Source organism: Nocardia shimofusensis NBRC 100134, from assembly GCF_001613125.1.
GTDB lineage: Bacteria > Actinomycetota > Actinomycetes > Mycobacteriales > Mycobacteriaceae > Nocardia > Nocardia shimofusensis.
The window spans coordinates 74,432-92,499 of the sequence record NZ_BDBT01000013.1 but is presented as its reverse complement, the minus strand read 5'-3'; the positions used below and the strand labels follow the sequence as shown (position 1 = coordinate 92,499).

General features: G+C 69.8%; 15 protein-coding genes and 1 tRNA gene. 4 read left to right on the top strand and 12 right to left on the bottom strand.

Features of this window, described 5'->3' with window-relative positions; all coding sequences use genetic code 11:
* Positions 1–94 precede the first annotated feature (94 nt).
* The 5 genes from NS3_RS16435 to amaB form a co-directional block, all read right to left on the bottom strand.
* Positions 95–469, bottom strand: coding sequence for a DUF742 domain-containing protein (locus NS3_RS16435; protein ID WP_067860553.1), 375 nt, complete (start codon positions 467–469; stop codon positions 95–97).
* A complete protein-coding gene (locus tag NS3_RS16430; RefSeq protein WP_067860551.1) occupies positions 466–891 on the bottom strand; it encodes a roadblock/LC7 domain-containing protein in 426 nt (141 codons plus the stop codon). The genes NS3_RS16435 and NS3_RS16430 overlap by 4 nt, the downstream gene beginning before the upstream one ends.
* Complete coding sequence (locus NS3_RS16425; RefSeq protein WP_245649649.1) at positions 869–3,427, bottom strand: sensor histidine kinase; 2,559 nt, start codon at positions 3,425–3,427, stop codon at positions 869–871. Before NS3_RS16425 ends, NS3_RS16430 begins: the two co-directional genes overlap by 23 nt.
* Before the next feature lie 242 nt (positions 3,428–3,669).
* A tRNA-Met gene (locus tag NS3_RS16420) sits at positions 3,670–3,743 on the bottom strand.
* A gap of 65 nt (positions 3,744–3,808) precedes the next feature.
* Positions 3,809–5,374 carry an L-piperidine-6-carboxylate dehydrogenase gene (amaB, locus tag NS3_RS16415; protein ID WP_067860547.1) on the bottom strand — a complete coding sequence of 522 codons (1,566 nt, stop codon included), beginning with the start codon at positions 5,372–5,374 and terminating at the stop codon, positions 3,809–3,811.
* A 121-nt stretch (positions 5,375–5,495) separates the two neighbouring features.
* On the opposite strand from amaB, the gene NS3_RS16410 reads away from it, so the two are divergent.
* Both NS3_RS16410 and lat read left to right on the top strand, forming a co-directional pair.
* Positions 5,496–5,948, top strand: a complete 453-nt coding sequence (locus NS3_RS16410) for an Lrp/AsnC family transcriptional regulator (protein ID WP_067860545.1) — start codon at positions 5,496–5,498, stop codon at positions 5,946–5,948.
* Positions 5,949–6,012: 64 nt separating this feature from the next.
* The gene (gene lat / locus NS3_RS16405; RefSeq protein ID WP_067860543.1) at positions 6,013–7,368 is read left to right on the top strand and encodes an L-lysine 6-transaminase; all 1,356 of its coding nucleotides are present in this window, start codon (positions 6,013–6,015) and stop codon (positions 7,366–7,368) included.
* Between the two features lie 209 nt (positions 7,369–7,577).
* Here lat and NS3_RS16400 read toward each other — a convergent pair whose 3' ends face one another.
* Positions 7,578–7,916 carry a hypothetical protein gene (locus NS3_RS16400; RefSeq protein ID WP_067860661.1) on the bottom strand — a complete coding sequence of 113 codons (339 nt, stop codon included), beginning with the start codon at positions 7,914–7,916 and terminating at the stop codon, positions 7,578–7,580.
* A gap of 311 nt (positions 7,917–8,227) precedes the next feature.
* Between NS3_RS16400 and NS3_RS16395 the strand changes: the two genes are divergently transcribed.
* Positions 8,228–10,213, top strand: coding sequence for a protein kinase domain-containing protein (locus tag NS3_RS16395; protein WP_067860541.1), 1,986 nt, complete (start codon positions 8,228–8,230; stop codon positions 10,211–10,213).
* Here the strand turns inward: NS3_RS16395 and NS3_RS16390 are convergent.
* The 3 genes from NS3_RS16390 to NS3_RS16380 form a co-directional block, all read right to left on the bottom strand.
* Positions 10,210–11,163, bottom strand: coding sequence for a patatin-like phospholipase family protein (locus NS3_RS16390; protein ID WP_245649648.1), 954 nt, complete (start codon positions 11,161–11,163; stop codon positions 10,210–10,212). The two genes, NS3_RS16395 and NS3_RS16390, sit on opposite strands and share 4 nt — an antisense overlap.
* Before the next feature lie 70 nt (positions 11,164–11,233).
* Positions 11,234–13,024 (bottom strand): acetyl/propionyl/methylcrotonyl-CoA carboxylase subunit alpha, encoded by a 1,791-nt coding sequence (locus tag NS3_RS16385; RefSeq protein WP_067860538.1) that lies wholly within the window; start codon positions 13,022–13,024, stop codon positions 11,234–11,236.
* Positions 13,025–13,275: 251 nt separating this feature from the next.
* A complete protein-coding gene (locus NS3_RS16380; protein ID WP_067860536.1) occupies positions 13,276–14,196 on the bottom strand; it encodes a sulfurtransferase in 921 nt (306 codons plus the stop codon).
* A gap of 193 nt (positions 14,197–14,389) precedes the next feature.
* Here NS3_RS16380 and NS3_RS16375 point away from each other — a divergent pair, with 193 nt between their 5' ends.
* Positions 14,390–15,229 carry a helix-turn-helix transcriptional regulator gene (locus NS3_RS16375; RefSeq protein ID WP_067860534.1) on the top strand — a complete coding sequence of 280 codons (840 nt, stop codon included), beginning with the start codon at positions 14,390–14,392 and terminating at the stop codon, positions 15,227–15,229.
* On the opposite strand, the gene NS3_RS16370 is transcribed toward NS3_RS16375, so the two are convergent.
* From NS3_RS16370 to NS3_RS16360, 3 genes are all read right to left on the bottom strand, one after another.
* Complete coding sequence (locus NS3_RS16370) at positions 15,155–15,796, bottom strand: Maf family protein (RefSeq protein WP_067860660.1); 642 nt, start codon at positions 15,794–15,796, stop codon at positions 15,155–15,157. The two genes, NS3_RS16375 and NS3_RS16370, sit on opposite strands and share 75 nt — an antisense overlap.
* 33 nt (positions 15,797–15,829) lie before the next feature.
* Positions 15,830–16,144, bottom strand: coding sequence for an acyl-CoA carboxylase subunit epsilon (locus NS3_RS16365; RefSeq protein WP_373865315.1), 315 nt, complete (start codon positions 16,142–16,144; stop codon positions 15,830–15,832).
* A 162-nt stretch (positions 16,145–16,306) separates the two neighbouring features.
* The gene (locus NS3_RS16360) at positions 16,307–17,947 is read right to left on the bottom strand and encodes an acyl-CoA carboxylase subunit beta (protein ID WP_067860530.1); all 1,641 of its coding nucleotides are present in this window, start codon (positions 17,945–17,947) and stop codon (positions 16,307–16,309) included.
* Positions 17,948–18,068 lie beyond the last annotated feature (121 nt).

Below are 18,068 nucleotides of genomic sequence, written 5' to 3'. Positions count from 1 at the left end.
GGGCCGGGTCCGATTCGTTCGGACCCGGCCCCCGGCCGCTGTGTCGTGCGCGCCGGGCGGTGTGCACCGATCCGGTCGCCGGTGCGGACGGCGCTCAGAGCGCCTGGATGCCCCTGAGCACCGCTCGCAACATGCCCACGTCGCGCGGCGGGCCCGCGTCCGGCGCCGATTCGGGCGCGCGATGATCGAGCAGACCGTCATCGATGAGGTCGCCGACCAGGACTTTCATCGTGGTCAGCGGCAAATTCATCTGGGCAGCGAGTTCCGCGATGGACTGCACCGTGCGGCTCAGTCGCAGAATCTCCGCGTATTCGGGCTCGGTGCGGCGCAGGATCGCCGCGCCCGAATACACCACGAGCGTGAGCATGTTCAGCTCGGGACGACCGTCCGACCGTCCGCGCGTGACCGCGTAGAGGCGGACCAGCGGTCCGGCCTCGTCGTCGAACCAGGACTCACGCCGGTCGTTCATGGCTGCCGCAGGCCGGCCTCATCGAACGGATGAGGTCGTGGATCGACGGAGAGATGGACACCGACGCGCTGCACGGTCTGGTTCATCTCGTAGGCGACCATGCCCATGTTGGCCGATTCGGCGGTGAGCACGGCCAGACACGCGTTGTCACCCGCGGCGGTGATGAACAGGACGGCCCGATCGAGTTCGACCACCGTCTGGTGCACGCCGCCTGCCTCGAAATGCATGCCCGCGCTGCGCGCGACGCCGTGCAGGGTGGAGGCCATCGCGCAGAAACGCTCGGCGTCGGAGCGGTCGATCTTGGTGCTGTGGCCGAGTAGCAGACCGTCGGTCGACAACACGACGGCGTAGCGGACGTCGGGCAGGCGATCGATCAGGTCGTCGAGCAGCCAATCGAGACTACGGGGCTGAGGAGTCGTCACCGGCACCTTCCTTGTGATCGGACGCCGGGTGTCCGGCGTCGGTATCGATGCGGTTCAGGCGGCCCTGCCTGGTGCCGTTCTCGATCGCCGACATCAGGTTTCTGGCCTGCTCGGCGGTGCGCGGCCGGGCGGCGGCCGGGCTCGGCGGCGGCGTGTCGGCGGGCATCGGCTGGGTGGCGGCCGGCGTCTGCCTGCGCCGCCGGGGCAGCGCGGGCTTGCCGGGCGCGGCGGCGGGCTGTTCGACCGGCGCACCCGGCGCGGACACCGTGCTCACCGTGGTGGCAGGCGGCACGAAGCCGTTGAACGTGCCGCGGCCTGCCAGACCACCGCCCATCGGCTGCATGACCGCGGTCGTCGTGGTGGACGGGTGCGGCACCGGATAGCCGCCCGGCTGCGGCGGCGGCGAAGCGGCGGCCGGGGCCGCGGGTACCGCCGCGGGCCCGGAGGTGACCTGCGCCTGTTCGCGTCCGGTGGACAGCAGGGGGGTGGGCACCAGCACGATCGCCTTGACGCCGCCGTAGTCGGAATCGGTCAGCCGCACCGAGATGCCGTGGCGGGCAGCCAGTTTCGCGACCACGAACAGGCCGAGGCGGGCATCGCCGGACAGCGCCGCGACACTGAAGTCCGGCGGTTCGGCCAGCAGCTCGTTGCGTTCGCTCAGCTCGGCCTCGGACATGCCCAGGCCCTGGTCGGTGATCTCGAGCGCCAGGCCCTTGCCCACCAGGTTGCCCGAGACCTCCACGCGCGATTCCGGCGGCGAGAACGCGGTCGCGTTGTCGGTCAGCTCGGCGATCAGGTGGATCAAGTCGGCCACGACATTGCCCAGTACCCGGACCTCGGGCAGCTTGCCCGCCTGGATGCGGGTGTAGTCGAGGCTCTCGGCCACGGCACTGCGGACCAGTTCGACCAATGGCACGGGATTGCGCCAGCGCCTGCCCGGCTGCTCGCCGCCGAGGATCACCAGGTTCTCGGCGTTGCGCCGGGAGCGGGTGGCCAGGTGATCGAGCTGGAACAGGGTGTCGAGGCGATCGGGGTCCTCTTCCTCGCGCTCGGCCTTGTCGAGCAGGACCAGCTGCCGGTGCACCATCACCTGGCTGCGATGGGCGATATTGAGGAAGACAGCGTTGACGCCCGCGCGGGTCTTGCCTTCGGCGACCGCCGCCGCGACGGCGGAGGCGTAGGCGCGGTTGAACGCGTCGGCGACCTGGCCGATCTCGTCGTTGCCGAACTTCAGCGGCGCGATGTCCTCGTCGGCTCGGAGATCCTGGCCCGCGCTGAGTTTGCGGATGGTGGCGGGCAGCTTCTCGTCGGCCAGCTCGAGGGTCTCGCGGCGCAGGCCGCGCATGCGGCCGACGAAGCGGTTGGCCAGCAGCATGGCCGCGGCGAACGCGATCAGCGCGATGGCGAGGATGCCGCCGCCCACCCAGAGGGAATTGCTGGCCAGCTCGTCGCCCTCGGCGATGGCCACCGCGTGCTGGTCGCGGCTGAGGTTCTCCCACAGCCCCATCAGCTGGGCGCTGACGGCATCGGCCGTGCGCTCCCAGTCCTCGGCGCTCATCGGCAGTGCGGCATCGGAGTCGGCGGAGCCGGCGGAACCGTTCGAACTCGTCGAACCGGCAGTGGAATTCGAACTGGAACTCGAACTCGACGAGCTCGACGAACCGGAGCCCGGCGAGGAGTCCTCGGCCGCCACCGGGCCGCGCTGGATGAACGCGTCCTCCATGGCGACCAGGCGCTGCCAGTCGGGGCCGGCGATGATCGCCTCGAGTTCGGCCAGCCGCTCGCCTTCGATGATGCCGGTGCTGAAGGCGACCTCGCCGCGGGCGTCGCCGACCTGACTGGCGAACTCGCTGAGCTGTCCGGCGGGCAACTGGCCGGTCAGCATCGCGGTGATGCCGATCGACGCCGCGCGGACCACGGCCTCACCGGCGCGCAGCGCGTGCACGGCGTTGTAGAGGCCCACCGCGATCTCCGGGGTGGGCGCGATCTCGGCGGCTACCAGGGAAGCCTGCACCACGGTGTCGATGACCGTGCTGAAGACCATGGAGACCTGCGCGGCCGGGATCACCCGGGCGTCGATGGCGCTGCGCAGCTGCGGCAGCTGGTCGTAGACCTCGGAGTAGCCGTCGACATCCGAGGCGACCGCGCCCTGGGCCTCCTTGGCCGCCTGGGCCAGATCGTAGAGGCCGTCGAGCGCGGTGTCGGCATTGCGCCGGGCCACCACCAGACTCTCGGTGCCGCGCGGCGAGCCGGCCAGGTGCAACAGCGAAGCCTGCCGCTCGTCCTGCATCGCCTCGACCATCCGGATGGCGGGGGTGGTGACGGAGGCCGCTACGTCGGAGAAGTCCTGCGACTTACGACCGTCGTCGACCAGATAGACTGCTCCGCCGATGCCGATGGCGAGCAATGCGAGGCTCGGGATGAGCACGATTGCCAGCAATCGGGTTCTGATTCCGATGGGTCCGCGAATGCGGGCGCGAGAACTCGACTTCAGCACATCGGTCGGTAATATGCGCTTGATACTGCTGCTGATCACCGATCTTGCCTACTTCTGGGCATTGAGCGCCCTATGTGCGGATATATGCGTCACCCTATCCAGTGCAAGATCACGTGCGCAAGAAAACTGACAAGTAGAAAGTCGAGTTTTCCAGGTCGGCTCGGCGATTCGCCGCCGCTCGCGTGGCGCGGACGGTGTGGGAGCGGCGCTTCCGCGGAGCGGCGTGGCGCCGGAAATGGGAAAACCCAGGACGACCGGATGCCGTCCTGGGTTTTTCTTTGTAGCGGGGACAGGATTTGAACCTGCGACCTCTGGGTTATGAGCCCAGCGAGCTACCGAGCTGCTCCACCCCGCGTCGGGGTGTCCCCAACATTACACACGCCGGATGGGGACACCTAATCGCCTGGTCAGGAGGGTTCTTCAGCCGAACTCGACACCTTGGGCGAGTGGGAGCGCGGTGGAGTAGTTGATCGTGTTGGTGGCCCGGCGCATGTAGGCCTTCCAAGCGTCCGAGCCGGATTCGCGTCCGCCGCCGGTCTGTTTCTCCCCGCCGAACGCGCCGCCGATCTCCGCGCCCGAGGTGCCGATATTGACATTGGCGATTCCGCAATCCGAGCCATCCGCGGCGAGGAACCGCTCCGCCTCGCGCTGGTCGCGGGTGAAGACCGCCGAGGAAAGTCCTTGCGGAACAGCGTTGTGCAGGTCGAGTGCCTGCTCGAAATCCCGATAGGTGAGCACGTACAGGATCGGCGCGAAGGTCTCCTCGCGGACCACCTCGGTCTGCTCCGGCATCCGCACCACGGCCGGGCGCACGTAGAACGCGTCGGGGGCGGTGAACAGCTCGCCGGATCCCTCGACTCGTTCACCGCCGCAGACGAGTTCACCGCCGTCGGCGCGCGCGCGTTCGAGCGCCGAACGCATGCCCGCGTAGGCCTTCCCGTCGATCAGCGGGCCGACCAGCACGCCGTCGGCACGCGGATCGCCCACGCGCAGACCGCGATACGCCTCGGCGAGCCGTTCCACCAGCCGGTCGGCCACTTCGGCGTGCACGATGAGCCTGCGCAGCGAGGTGCAGCGTTGCCCCGCGGTGCCGGCCGCGGCGAACACGATCGCGCGCACCGCCAGGTCCAGATCCGCCGAGGGCGTCACGATCGCGCCGTTGTTACCGCCCAATTCGAGCAGGCACCGGCCGAACCGGGCGGCCACACGCGGGGCGACCGCGCGGCCCATCCGTACCGAGCCGGTCGCGCTCAGCAGCGCCACTCGTTCGTCGTCGACCAGCCGCTCCCCGATCCCGGCGTCGCCTCGGATCAATTGATGCACTTCGGGATCGGCGCCCACCTCGACGGCGGCGCGGCGCACCAGGGTGTGGCAGGCCAGCGCGGTCAGCGGGGTGGTCTCCGAGGGCTTCCACACCACGGTGTCACCACAGACCAAGGCGATCGCGGTGTTCCACGACCACACCGCGACCGGGAAATTGAACGCCGAGATCACCCCGACCACCCCGAGCGGATGCCAGGTCTCCATCAACCGGTGCCCCGGCCGCTCGGAGGGCATCGTCCGCCCGTACAACTGGCGCGAGAGACCGACGGCGAACTCGCAGACATCGATCATCTCCTGCACCTCGCCCAGTGCCTCGGCGCGAATCTTGCCCGCCTCCAGGGTCACCAGCGCCGCCAGGTCGGTCTTGTGCGCGACCAGCAGCTCGGCGAGCCTGCGCACCACCGCGGCGCGCACCGGCGCGGGCACGGTGCGCCATTGCCGGAACGCCACGGCGGCCCGCTGCACGGCGGCATCGGCCGAGGCCGCGTCGTCGGCGGCCAGGGTGAGCAGACGCTCGCCGGTGATGGGGGTGCGCACGGTCAGTTCGCCGGGTGCGGGCAGGTCGACGCCGAGGGCGCGCAACGCCTCAGCGGCCTCATCGGCGGGCGAGGTTGCCGGATCGGTGCGGGCGGTGGCCGCAGCGTCGCGGGTGGTTGCCGTCATCGGTTGTTCCCCTTCGGTTTCGAGCCCGCGGGCGGTGCCGGGTGGGCGACCGGACCCCGGGCAATGGTGATCGCGGACAACTTCTCGACACGGTGCGTGTCGGCTGCGTTAGCCTTCGCTGGTGGCGGATACACCGGCGAAACCTGCACTCGACGACATCGATCGTCTGCTGATTCGGGAACTGATGGCCGATGGACGCGCCACTTTGTCGAACCTGGCCGAGAAAGCGAGTCTGTCGGTCTCGGCCGTGCAGTCGCGCGTGCGCAGGCTCGAGGCACGCGGGGTGATCCGTGGGTACACCGCCGACGTGGATCCCGAAGCGCTCGGGCAGTTGCTGTCGGCATTCGTCGCGATCACTCCTCTCGATCCCTCGCAACCCGACGACGCTCCCGCCGTGCTCCAGCACATTCCCGGCATCGAGGCGTGTCACTCGGTGGCGGGGGACGAGAGTTACGTCCTGCTGGTCCGGGTCGCCTCGCCCCGGCATCTCGAGCAGCTGTTGCAGGAGATCAGGGCGACCGCGAATGTTCGCACCCGCAGCACCATCATTCTGCAGACATTCTATGACAAGTAGGTCTGTACCGTAATTTATACGGCGTGTCGTGGACGACGCCTGAATAGTTTCGTATCCTGCGGGTGTGAGCCTCGAACTGGAACGTCCCCGACCGGGGACAGGAACGGCGTCGGCGATCGTGCCCGCCACCCGGGTACACGACGCGCTGTCCACGCACATCCTCGCCGACGGTTTCCCGCTCGTGCTCGACCTGCGCGCCTCGCACGGCCGCACGCTCGTCGACCAGCGCGACGGCACCGCCTACCTCGACATGTTCGGATTCTTCGCCTCCAACGCGCTGGGGATGAACCACCCGGCGCTGGCGCGGGACCCGGACTTCCGCGCCGAACTGGCCGACGTCGCACTGAACAAGCCGAGCAACTCCGACATCTACACCGTCGAGATGGCCGCGTTCGTGGAGACTTTCGCCCGCGTGCTCGGCGATTCGCGGCTACCGCACCTGTTCTTCATCGACGGCGGCGCGCTCGCGGTGGAGAACGCGCTCAAGGTCGCGTTCGACTGGAAGAGCAGGCACAACGAAGCCAACGGCAGGCTCGGGCGAACCCGCGGCGCCAAGGTGCTGCACCTGACCGGGGCCTTCCACGGTCGCACCGGCTACACCCTGTCGCTGACCAACACCGATCCGGTGAAGACCGCCCGCTTCCCGGCCTTCGACTGGCCGCGAATCGACACCCCGTATCTGCGCGACGGCCGTCCCGTCGAGGCCGCCGAAGCGCTGGCGCTCGACCAGGCCCGACGAGCCTTCGCCGAGCACCCGCACGACATCGCCTGCTTCATCGCCGAACCGATCCAGGGCGAAGGCGGTGACCGGCACCTGCGCCCGGAGTTCCTGCGCGCGATGCAAGGGCTCTGCCACGACCACGACGCGCTGTTCGTCCTCGACGAGGTGCAGACCGGCGTCGGCGGCACCGGAACCGCATGGGCCTACCAGCAATTGGGCCTGGAACCGGATGTGGTGGCTTTCGGCAAGAAGACCCAGGTGTGCGGGATCATGGCGGGCGGTCGCGTCGACGAGGTGCCCGACAACGTCTTCGTGGTCGGCTCCCGGCTGAACTCGACCTGGGGCGGCAATATCACCGACATGGTGCGCGCCCGCCGGATCCTCGAGGTGATAGAACGCGACGGCCTCTTCGAACGCTCCCGCCCGCTCGGCGCCCATCTGCTCACGCGCCTGCGGGCGCTGGCCGCCGCCCACCCGTCGGTCACCGAGCCCCGCGGCCGCGGCCTCATGTGCGCGATCACGCTGGACACTCCCGAATTACGCGACGCGGCGGTGACGGCACTGCGGGAACGCGAGCACGTGCTGATTCTGGGCACCGGCCACCGCGGCATCCGCTTCCGGCCGCCGCTGACCGTGACCGCCGAAGAACTCGATCAGGCTGTCGACGCGCTCGACCGGGTGCTCACCACCCTCGGATGAGACTCGGGCCGCGCCGACGGCTCACCCGTCCAGAGCAGGGTGTGCTCGGCTGCGGCACCGACGGGTGACCGGCGCAGCGCGGGAAGCGCGGGACGCTGCCGAGAGTGGAGACGTGCGCCCCCTGGCACGCGGTGTGCACTGCGGCCGAACTCCTGGCGCGGGCGCTACCGTCCTCGCGCGTGAGGACCGCTCCCGGCCCGGCGGCGTGGTCAGCCCAGGCGCAGTCCCAGCGCGCCCACGGCGAATCGGGAGACCGCGGCCCGGGCGGCGACCAGCGCGGGGTCCTGGCCGGCTCGCGCCCAACCGGTGATCTCGGCCGAACCGTCCGCGCCGGGGGTCAGCACGATCTCGGCCACCAGTTCGGCGGTGGTGGGTTCGCACACGGCCCACGAGTAGCGGGTCTCGTTCTCCCACTCGGCATTACGGCGTCCCACGTGCTCGGGATCGGTGATGCCGCCCTCGGCGAGCGCGGGCCGGTCGTCGATGCGCTCGTCGGCACGCAGTGCGCGCAGATACCAGCTGCCCGCGTTGATCTCGATCGGTTCCATCACCACTCCTCGTGCGTCCGCATCTGCTGACGCTGTCTGCCCGTCCACCCGGTGCTCGATGCGTCCTGCCGGGCGCGTCCTCGAGCTGGATGCGTCCTCGAGCCGGACGCTTCCGATCCACGGGTCAGGCTAGCGACAGTGGTGCCCGCCGCATCACCCCGCTGCGGGGTCCACGCGCCGGGTAGGCTCCGATTACGGCTCGACCCGCCGCTGCCGGGAGCACGGTAGGCGACCTCGCGCGGGGACGGCGCCAGGACGGCCTGGCGTTCGGCGGGCGCGGAATCCGCGTCGATGTGACAGGGAGGTGCGCGATGACTGCGCAGTTCGGTCACTACCGGCTGGAACGGCCACTGGGCAGCGGCGGTATGGGCCAGGTCTGGGCGGCCCTCGACACCCGCGACGGCCGTCGCCTCGCGCTGAAACTGTTGCCCGCCGAACTCGCCGCCGACGAGGGATACCGCACGAGGTTCGAGCGGGAAGCTCTGCTCGCCGCCGCGTTGCGCGACCCGCACATCCCCGCCATCCACGGCCACGGCGCGGTCGACGGACGGTTGTTCATCGACATGGAACTCGTCGAGGGCGCCGACCTGTCGGCGCGGCTGGCCGCGCACGGGCCGCTCGACCCGCACACCGCGGTGGACATCCTCACCCAGGTGGCCGCGGCCCTGGACGCCGCGCACGCCGCGGGCCTGATCCACCGCGACGTCAAACCGTCGAACATCCTGGTCCGCCCCGACGGCTTCGCCTACTTGATCGATTTCGGCATCGCCCGCACCCTCGGCCAGACCTCGGTCACCGCGACCGGCCTGACCATCGGCACCTGGGCCTACATGGCGCCGGAACGCTTCAACGGCCACGCCGACGCCCGCTCCGACATCTACTCGCTGGCCTGCGTTCTGTTCGAAGCCCTCACCGGCCGCCGCCCCTATGGCGACACCGAACCGGCCCAGCAGATGCACGGCCACCTCATGACCGACCCGCCACGCGCCGCCGTGGCGAACCCGGCCGTCCCGCCCGCCCTCGACGAGATCCTCGCGCGCGGCATGGCCAAGGAACCCGCTCTCCGGCCCGCCGGCGCCGGGGAATTCGTCCGCGCCGCCCGCACGGCACTCGGCGACCGCGCCGCGCACGATCGCTCGAGTACGGGCTCGGCGACCGCTCCGCCGCCCACGCGCATCGAAACCGCCGCCTCGGCCGTGGGACGCACGCCGACCCCGACGAAAGCGCTGCCCGCACCCGCATCGGCAGGTGCCGCCGGTGCGCCGCCGGCCTCGGCGCGGATTCCGGGCCCGACCGATACCGCGCCCGCACCGGGGCGGCCCGATCGGGGCGTCCACCCCGGCGCCTCGCGCTACGCGGAACCAGTCGATGCTGCCGACGCGGCCGGAATCCCGGATCCCGGCCTGCGGCCGCCCGGACGGATGCCCGATCCCGAGGCGGCCGAGGTCGGCGCGGACCGAGTTCCGGTACGGACTCCGCATCCGACCAAGGTGATGCCCGTCGTCGAGCCGACCGGCGGAGCGGTCGCTCCTGCGCCGGTCCTCCCGCCCGGGCCACCGGCGGGCGGGCAGCGTTGGGTTCCGCCGCCGGACAGCCGTCGCGTCGATCCCGTGCCCGCCCCGTCCTCGGTAGACCAGCGCACCGCCGCCCCTCGACGGATGGATCGGCGGGAACGACCGATCTCGCGAACCACCCCGCGATCGCGGCAGCCCGCGCCGCGCAGACGTCGGCGCCGCGGTGGCGTTTTGCGCACACTGCTGTGGACGACGACGCTGATCCTGGTCGCGCCGTGTGTGTTCGCGGTGGGTTGCCTGGCCGTGCTTGCGTCGAGTTCCTCGGACGGCTCGTCCGAGCAGAAGACTCCGCCGCCCGCCGCGACAGTGGAGGAACCGGCTCCCGGTCGGGCCGGTGTGGCGCCGGCGGGCACGTCGGTGCGGGACGGGAAGTTCGAATTCGCCGTCGCCGGGCTCGACTCCGGCGAGCGGGTGGGCTTCCAGAATGCGAACGGATCGTTTCTGATCGTCACGCTGGCGGTGCTCAACCATTCCGACGAGACGAAGTGGTTCCTGCCGTTCGGGCAGAAGCTGATCCTCGACGACGGCGCGATCGTCGAACACGATGCCACCGCGACGGCGTGGCAGGCCGTGCAGCATCGGCTCGGGCATTCCTTCGAACTGCCACCGGGAGCGTCCGGGACCGCCGTGCTGGTGTTCGACGTGCCGGACACCGCCTCGGCCGCGCACCTGGAGCTGCACGACTTCGTGCTGTCCGAGGGTGTATCGGTGGCGCTGTACTAGACGACGGGCTCCTGGTTCTCCGGCCGGGGCCGGGCATCCTGCGGGGCGAAGACCGAGTACACAGCCCGGCGGCCGATCTCCAGGGCGCGGGCGAGGAGATCGGTGTCGCGGGCGGTGGAGTCCACCGCGGGTGAGCCGGCGGGCGGATGGATCTGCAGGACCGCGTCTCCGAGTTCGGCGAAGGCTCGGCTCTCCGCCTCCTCCAGTGCGGGCCGGGCGAGGAAGGCCCGATAGGCGCCCGGCGCGACGAATCGCAGATAGCTGCCGCCCACGACCTGGTGCACCCGCGAGTTGGGTACGCGCTTCTCGTCGGCGCGGCGGGTGCGCAGCACCAAGAAGTGCGTGCCGCCCGCGCGCACGGCCGAGCGAATGGGGATCGGTTCGGCGATACCGCCGTCGAAGTACGGCACCCCGTCGAGCATCAGCGGGCCGCCTGCCAGGATCGGCAGGTTCGCGCTGGCCCGCAGCGCGCGCATCAGGCTGCGCTTGTCGGTGATGTGCGGGCGCAGGTCCACCGGATGGCCGGTGCGTCCGTCGGTGGCGATGGGATGCAGGGTGGTCGAATGCCCGAGGATGGCGTCGAAGTCCATCGGCTCGACCCCGTCGTACACACGATGGACCAGGTAGCGCACGTCGAAGGCGGCCCCACCACGCAGCATCCGCGCCGGGTTGATGACGGCACTCATGATCTCCGGATTCGACCACGATCGCATACCGGGCACGGCCCGTCCGGACAGCAGCCATGCGCCGTTGATCGCCCCGGCCGAGGTGCCGTAGATCGCGTCGAACAGCCCGGACAGACCGAGTTCCTCCATCGCCTGCACCATGCCGCTGGAATACACTCCCCGGCTGCCGCCTCCCTCGACGACGAGAAAGAGGCGATGACCGTCGGCCCGGGAACCTGTCGCTTTACGGCCGCGGATGATGTCGGCCACGGGTGAGCTGGACACCCGATCACAATACGCCCGAGGGCGGGTTCGGACCGTGGTCCGAACCCGCCCTCGGGCGATCAGCCGGTGACTACTTGATCTCGGCCAGCACAGTGCCCTGGGTGATGGCGGCGCCCGCCTCCACCGCCAGACCGGTGACCACACCGGCCTTGTGCGCGTTGACCGGGTTCTCCATCTTCATGGCCTCGAGCACCGCGATCAGGTCGCCCGCCTCGACGGACTGGCCCTCCTCGACGGCGACCTTGACGACCGTGCCCTGCATCGGGGCGGTCACGGCGTCACCGGACGCGGCGCCCGCGCCACCGCCGCCACGCTTGCGCGGCTTCGGCTTCTTGCGGATCGCGCTACCGCCGCCGTTGCCGCCGCCGATGCTGAAGTTGCCGGGCAGCGAGACCTCGACGCGACGGCCGCCGACCTCGACGACGACCTTCTGACGCGGACCTTCTTCGTCCTCGTCAGCGACGTCACCGGCGCCGGTGTACGGCTCGATGGTGTTGTTCCACTCGTTCTCGATCCACTTGGTGTAGACGTCGAACTTCTCGCCGTCACCGATGAAGGCCGGATCCTCGACGATCGCCCGGTGGAACGGGATGACCGTGGCCAGGCCCTCGACCTGGAACTCGGCCAGCGCGCGACGGGCGCGCTCGAGCGCCTGGGTGCGGTTCTCGCCGGTGACGATCAGCTTGGCCAGCATCGAGTCGAACTGACCGCCGATGACGCTGCCCTGCACCACGCCCGAGTCGACGCGCACGCCGGGGCCGGTGGGCTCGCGGTAGACCACGACCGGGCCGGGGGCGGGCAGGAAGCCGCGACCGGCGTCCTCGCCGTTGATGCGGAACTCGAAGGAGTGGCCGCGCGGCGTCGGATCCTCGGTGATCTCCAGCTCCTCGCCGTTGGCGATGCGGAACTGTGCGCGCACCAGGTCGATGCCCGCGGTCTCCTCGGTGACCGGGTGCTCGACCTGCAGGCGGGTGTTCACCTCGAGGAACGACACGGTCTCGCCCTGCACCAGGTACTCCACGGTGCCCGCGCCGTAGTAGCCGGCCTCGCGGCAGATGCGCTTGGCGGACTCGTGGATCTTGGTGCGGACCTCGTCGGACAGGAACGGCGCGGGCGCCTCCTCGACGAGCTTCTGGAAGCGGCGCTGCAGCGAGCAGTCGCGGGTACCCGCGACCACGACGTTGCCGTGCTGGTCGGCGATGACCTGGGCCTCGACGTGGCGGGCCTTGTCCAGGTACTGCTCCACGAAGCACTCGCCGCGACCGAAGGCCGCGATCGCCTCACGGGTGGCCGACTCGAACAGCTCGGGGATCTCCTCGATGGTGTGCGCGACCTTCATGCCGCGGCCACCACCACCGAACGCCGCCTTGATGGCGACCGGGACGCCGTACTGCTTCGCGAACTCCACGACCTCGTCGGCGTTCTTCACCGGATCCTTGGTGCCCGCGGCCATCGGCGCCTTGGCGCGCTCGGCGATATGGCGAGCGGTGACCTTGTCACCGAGGTCGCGGATGGACTGCGGCGAGGGGCCGATCCAGATCAGGCCCGCGTCGATCACGGCCTGGGCGAAGTCGGCGTTCTCGGACAGGAATCCGTAGCCGGGGTGGATCGCGTCGGCGCCGGACTTGGCCGCGGCGTCGAGGATCTTGTCGAACACGAGGTACGACTCGGCCGAGGTCTGGCCGCCCAGCGCGAAGGCCTCGTCGGCGAGCTTCACGAAGGGCGCGTCGGCGTCCGGCTCGGCGTACACGGCGACGCTGGCGATGCCGGAGTCCTTCGCCGCCCGGATCACGCGTACGGCGATCTCGCCTCGGTTAGCTACGAGTACCTTCGTGATCCGCGCGCTGGCATGGCTGGGCACTGAGCCTCCTGGTTTGCATTCTTCTGGTCGCTTCGCGGGACGGTGGCCGCGCGGCCCGCTCCCCGGTAGGGAGTCGGAACACCACACGAGCTCCGCCCGTGCCGACAATGTACGTCTGGGCGAGTGTAGGCAGTCTGCCAACTGCTACCGAACTCGGATAGCCCTACTGAACAGTAGGTGTCGGATCACACTCCGCGGGAGATGTGTCCGGCGTCCATTGTGCTGGCATCCCACGTCAGTTTATGCGGCCCTCAGCGGGCCCGTGCGCGCCGCCCGGCCCGCGCGGGCGCCTCGCCGGGTTCGACGCCCTGGACGATGGGCAGCCGCACGGAGTTGCCCCATTCGGTCCAGGAGCCGTCGTAGTTGCGCACGCCGCGGTGGCCGAGCAGGTAGGTCAGCACGAACCAGGTCAGGCTGGACCGCTCGCCGACGCGGCTGTAGACCACGAGGTCCTCGGCTTCGCTCAGTCCGCCGTAGATCGCGTCGAGCTCGGCGCGTGCGCGGAACCGGCCGTCCGGGCCGAAGGCCTCGGTCCACTCGATGTTGACCGCGGTCGGAATGTGTCCGCCGCGCAGTGCGGCATCGGCCGGATCGACCGGGTCGTGGTTGAGCTCGCCGGAGTACTCGCGCGCCGAGCGCACATCCAGCAGCGGGGCGACCCCCAGGGTGGCCAGCACGTCGTCGCGGAAGGCGCGCGCGATGCCGTCGTCGCGGCGCGCCGCCGGATAGGCGCTGCCCGCGCGCGGGTAGGGCGGTTCGAAGGTGGTGTCGCGGCTCTCGGAGATCCAGGCCTCGCGGCCGCCGTCGAGCAATCGGACGTCCTCGTGCCCGAACAAGGTGAACAGCCACAGCGTGTGCGCGGCCTGGGCGTTGCCGCGGTCGCCGTAGATCACCACGGTGTCCTCGCGGCCGATGCCCTTGGCTCGCATGAGTTCGGTGAACCGGGCGCCGTCGATATAGTCGCGCATCGACGGGTCCTCGAGATCGCGATGCCAGTCGATCTTGATCGCCCCGGGAACGTGACCGATGTCGTAGAGCAGCGCGTCCTCGTTGGACTCCACGATCGCCAGTCCCGGCGCGCCGATGTTCGCCGAGAGCCACTCCGTGGTCACCAATCGGCGAGGATGTGCGTAGGCGCCGAAGGGGGCGTAGGGGTCCGGGGCAACGGGCACTGTCGGTTTTCCTTCGCACGTGAGGGGCCGTCGTGATAGGTCATGAGGTGGGTCCGCTTCTCCAGCGATGGTAGAGGTGGAGTGTTACCGGAAGTTGTTTCAGGCAACGAATCGCCGCGACGACCGATTGACGCAATGGCCGATTAGATCGAACCCGCATCCGATAAAGTCTCCTTCAGAGGAGGGGTGAGCTATGTCCGATTCGTGGCCGCGGCGGCGACTGCTCGCGATCCTGCGCGGCGCGAGCGAGCCCCTCGATGCCCAGGAACTGGCCAGAATCACCGGGCAGCACGTCACCACCGTGCGTTTCCATCTCGATGTGCTCACCAAGGAATCCCAGGTCCGCCAGTTCCAGCAGCCCCCGCGCGGGCGCGGACGTCCGCGGATCGGTTACCGCGCCGTGCAACGGACGCTGGGATATCAGGAATTGGCGCAGGTCCTCGCCGACCAACTCGGCCCCGACCCGCGCACCCGCGCGGAAGCGGGACTGGCCGCGGGCCGGGCCTGGGGCGCCAAACTCGACGCCGACGAACGTCGCCTCGAGACCTTGTCCGACGCCAAGGACATCACTATCGGGCTGCTGTCGGAGCTGGGCTTCGCCCCCGAGCGCGACACCGCCTCCGACGACGGCGAACACGCGGTGATCCGGATGACCGGCTGCCCGTTGCGCGATCTCGCGCGCACCCACTCCGACGTGGTGTGCGCGGTGCACCGTGGCCTGATCGAGGAAGTGCTCGATCGCAGCGGCGAACGCGGCGCGGTGACCGTGCGGCTGAATCCGTTCGTGGAGCCGGAACTGTGCCTGACCCGGCTGGAGATGGCCCGCAAGCCGGCCAGGACCAACGGCCTGGCCAGGGAGCCGGAGGGCAGGGGTCCCGAGGGCAACAGGGGTCCCGAGGGCAGGGGTCCCGAGGGCAGGGGTCCCGAGGGGCAGGCCGAGCCCGCCCTCACCCCGCCGTCAGCGGGCCGGGTCGCTCCACAATTGCGCAACTCCGGTGCCGACGTCGCCAAGCAGTCGGCGCAGCAGTGGTAGGCCGATGCCGATCACGCTGGACGGATCGCCCTCGATGCGGTCGACGAACCAGCCACCCATCCCGTCGAGGGTGAACGCCCCCGCTACCTGGAGGGGTTCCCCGGTAGCCAGATAGGCCTCGAGCTCCTCGGCTTCGGGCTTGGCGAAATGCACTGTGGTGGTGCTGCAGTCGACCGCCTCGCCGACGATCTCGCCCGCTCGCAGCCGCAGCACGCAGTGCCCCGTGATGAGATCGGCGCTGCGCCCGGCCATCTCGGACCAGCGCGCCCGCGCCACCTCGGGGGTGTGCGGCTTGCCCTGCAGGACGCCGTCGATCAGGAGCATGGAATCGCAGCCGACGATCACACAGTCGTCGCGGTACTCACCGAGATCGGCGGAGGTGGCGACGTCCACGGCCTTCGCGCGCGCGAGCTCGGTCACCACCGTCTCGGGAGCGGTGCCCGCGGGCAGTGCCGCGGCCACCGCGTCCTCGTCGACGTCGGATACCCGGACCACCGGGTCGATGCCCGCCGAGCGTAGAACCTGCCTGCGCGCGGGCGAGGCGGAGGCCAGAATCAGCGTCGGCACTGTGCCCCGCAACGAGGTCATGTCCGCCGTGACTCAGTGCCGACGCGAGAGCGCCGGGAAGGAGTACGGCGAGAACGGGGACGCGCCGCGATGCATCTGCGTCGGCCTGCCCCACAGCTCCCGCGGCCTACCGGAATCGGAGTCCGCGGAACCACCCGCCGCGGCTGCGAACACGCACACCAGGGCGGCGATCTCGGCGTCGGTGGGCGAGCCGTGCAGGATCTGCAGGAACGGCGCCGCGCTCGGCTCGGGGGTGGCAGCCGCGTCCACGGCGGCCTCGGTGTCCTCGGCGATGGTGTCGACAGCGAGATCCAGCTCGGCGGCGGTCAACACATCTTCTTCTGCCACGGTCGTCACAGTGCCAGATCCTCTCTCTAACTCGATCAGGCGTGTCCCCTCGACAGGCGCAGGGCGCCTCCCGACTTTCCAGGCCTTGCAACCCACGTCTCCGGTGAGCCCGTAGGTCTCTCGACTTTCCAGTGTGCGCGGCCTATCGAGGGTATCGCTTATTCAGAGCGGGATGTTGCCGTGTTTTTTCGGCGGCAGGCTGACCATCTTGCGCTCGAGCAGTCGCAGCGCCGAGACGATCTGACCGCGGGTGTGCGACGGCGGGATGACCGCGTCGACGTATCCGCGCTCGGCCGCGACGTACGGGTTCACCAGAGTGTCCTCGTACTCGTTCTGGAGCTCGAGCCGCAGCGCATCGACGTCGCTGCCGTCTTTCGCGGCCTGCTGCAACTGCTTGCGATAGACGAATCCGACGGCGCCGGAAGCGCCCATCACGGCGATCTGCGCGGTCGGCCAGGCCAGGTTCACATCGGCGCCCATGTGCTTGGAACCCATGACGTCGTAGGCGCCACCGTAGGCCTTGCGGGTGATGATCGTGATCTTGCCCACAGTGGCCTCGCCGTAGGCGTAGAGCAGCTTCGCGCCGCGCCGGATGATGCCGTTGTACTCCTGGCCGGTGCCGGGCAGGAAGCCGGGGACGTCGACCAGGGTGACGATCGGGACGTTGAACGCGTCGCAGGTGCGCACGAACCGCGCGGCCTTCTCCGAGGCGTCGATGTCCAGGCAGCCGGCGAACTGGGTCGGCTGGTTGGCCACGATGCCCACGCTGCGACCGTCGATGCGGCCGAAGCCGACGATGATGTTCGCCGCGCGCTCGGCCTGCACCTCGAGGAATTCGTCGTCGTCGAGCAGGCGACGGATGACCTCGTGCATGTCGTAGGGCTGGTTCGGCGAATCCGGGATGAGCGTGTCCAGCTCGAGGTCTTCGGCGGTGAGCGAGTCCTCGATGGCGCCCTCGATCGGGTCGGTCGCCGGGAAACGCGGCGCCTCGGCCTGGTTGTTGCTCGGCAGGTAGGACAGCAGGTCCTTGACGTAGTCCAGCGCGTCCTGCTCGCCGGAGGCGACGTAGTGCGCCACGCCCGACTTCACCATGTGGGTGTGCGCGCCGCCCAGCTCCTCCATGGTGACTTCCTCGCCGGTGACCGTCTTGATGACGTCCGGGCCGGTGACGAACATCTGGCTGGTCTGGTCGACCATCACCACGAAGTCGGTGAGCGCGGGGGAGTAGACGTGACCACCGGCGGCGGGGCCCATGATCAGCGAGATCTGCGGGATCACGCCGGAGGCCTGGATGTTGCGGTGGAAGATCTCGCCGTAGAGGCCGAGGGAGACCACGCCCTCCTGGATGCGAGCGCCCGCGCCCTCGTTGATGCCGACCAGCGGACGGCCGGTCTTGAGCGCCAGGTCCATCACCTTGACGATCTTCTCGCCGTAGACCTCGCCGAGGCTGCCGCCGAAGACGGTGACGTCCTGGCTGAAGATGCATACGTCGCGCCCGTCGATGGTGCCGTAACCGGTCACGACGCCGTCGCCGAGCGGCCGGTTGTTCTCCAGGCCGAAGTTGACGCTGCGATGCCGGGCCAGCGCGTCGAGCTCGACGAAGGAACCCTCGTCGAGCAGCGCGAGAATGCGCTCGCGGGCGGTCATCTTGCCCTTGGCGTGCACCTTGTCGACCACGGCCTCACCCATGGGGTGTTTGGCCTCTTCCAGCCGATTCCGCAGGTCAGCCAGCTTCCCGGCGGTGGTGTGGATATCGGGGGAGTCCGCCGAACCCGAGGCGGACTGCTGCTGGACACTCGTCATGGGTTCGGAGTGTAACCAGAGACAGGAACGGTCCGTAACGGCGCGGTGCCTACCGGCGAGTAGAAAAGCCCAGGTCGAACCACGCCCGCGGCGCTTTTCCGGCCCCTCTGCCCTGGCAGAA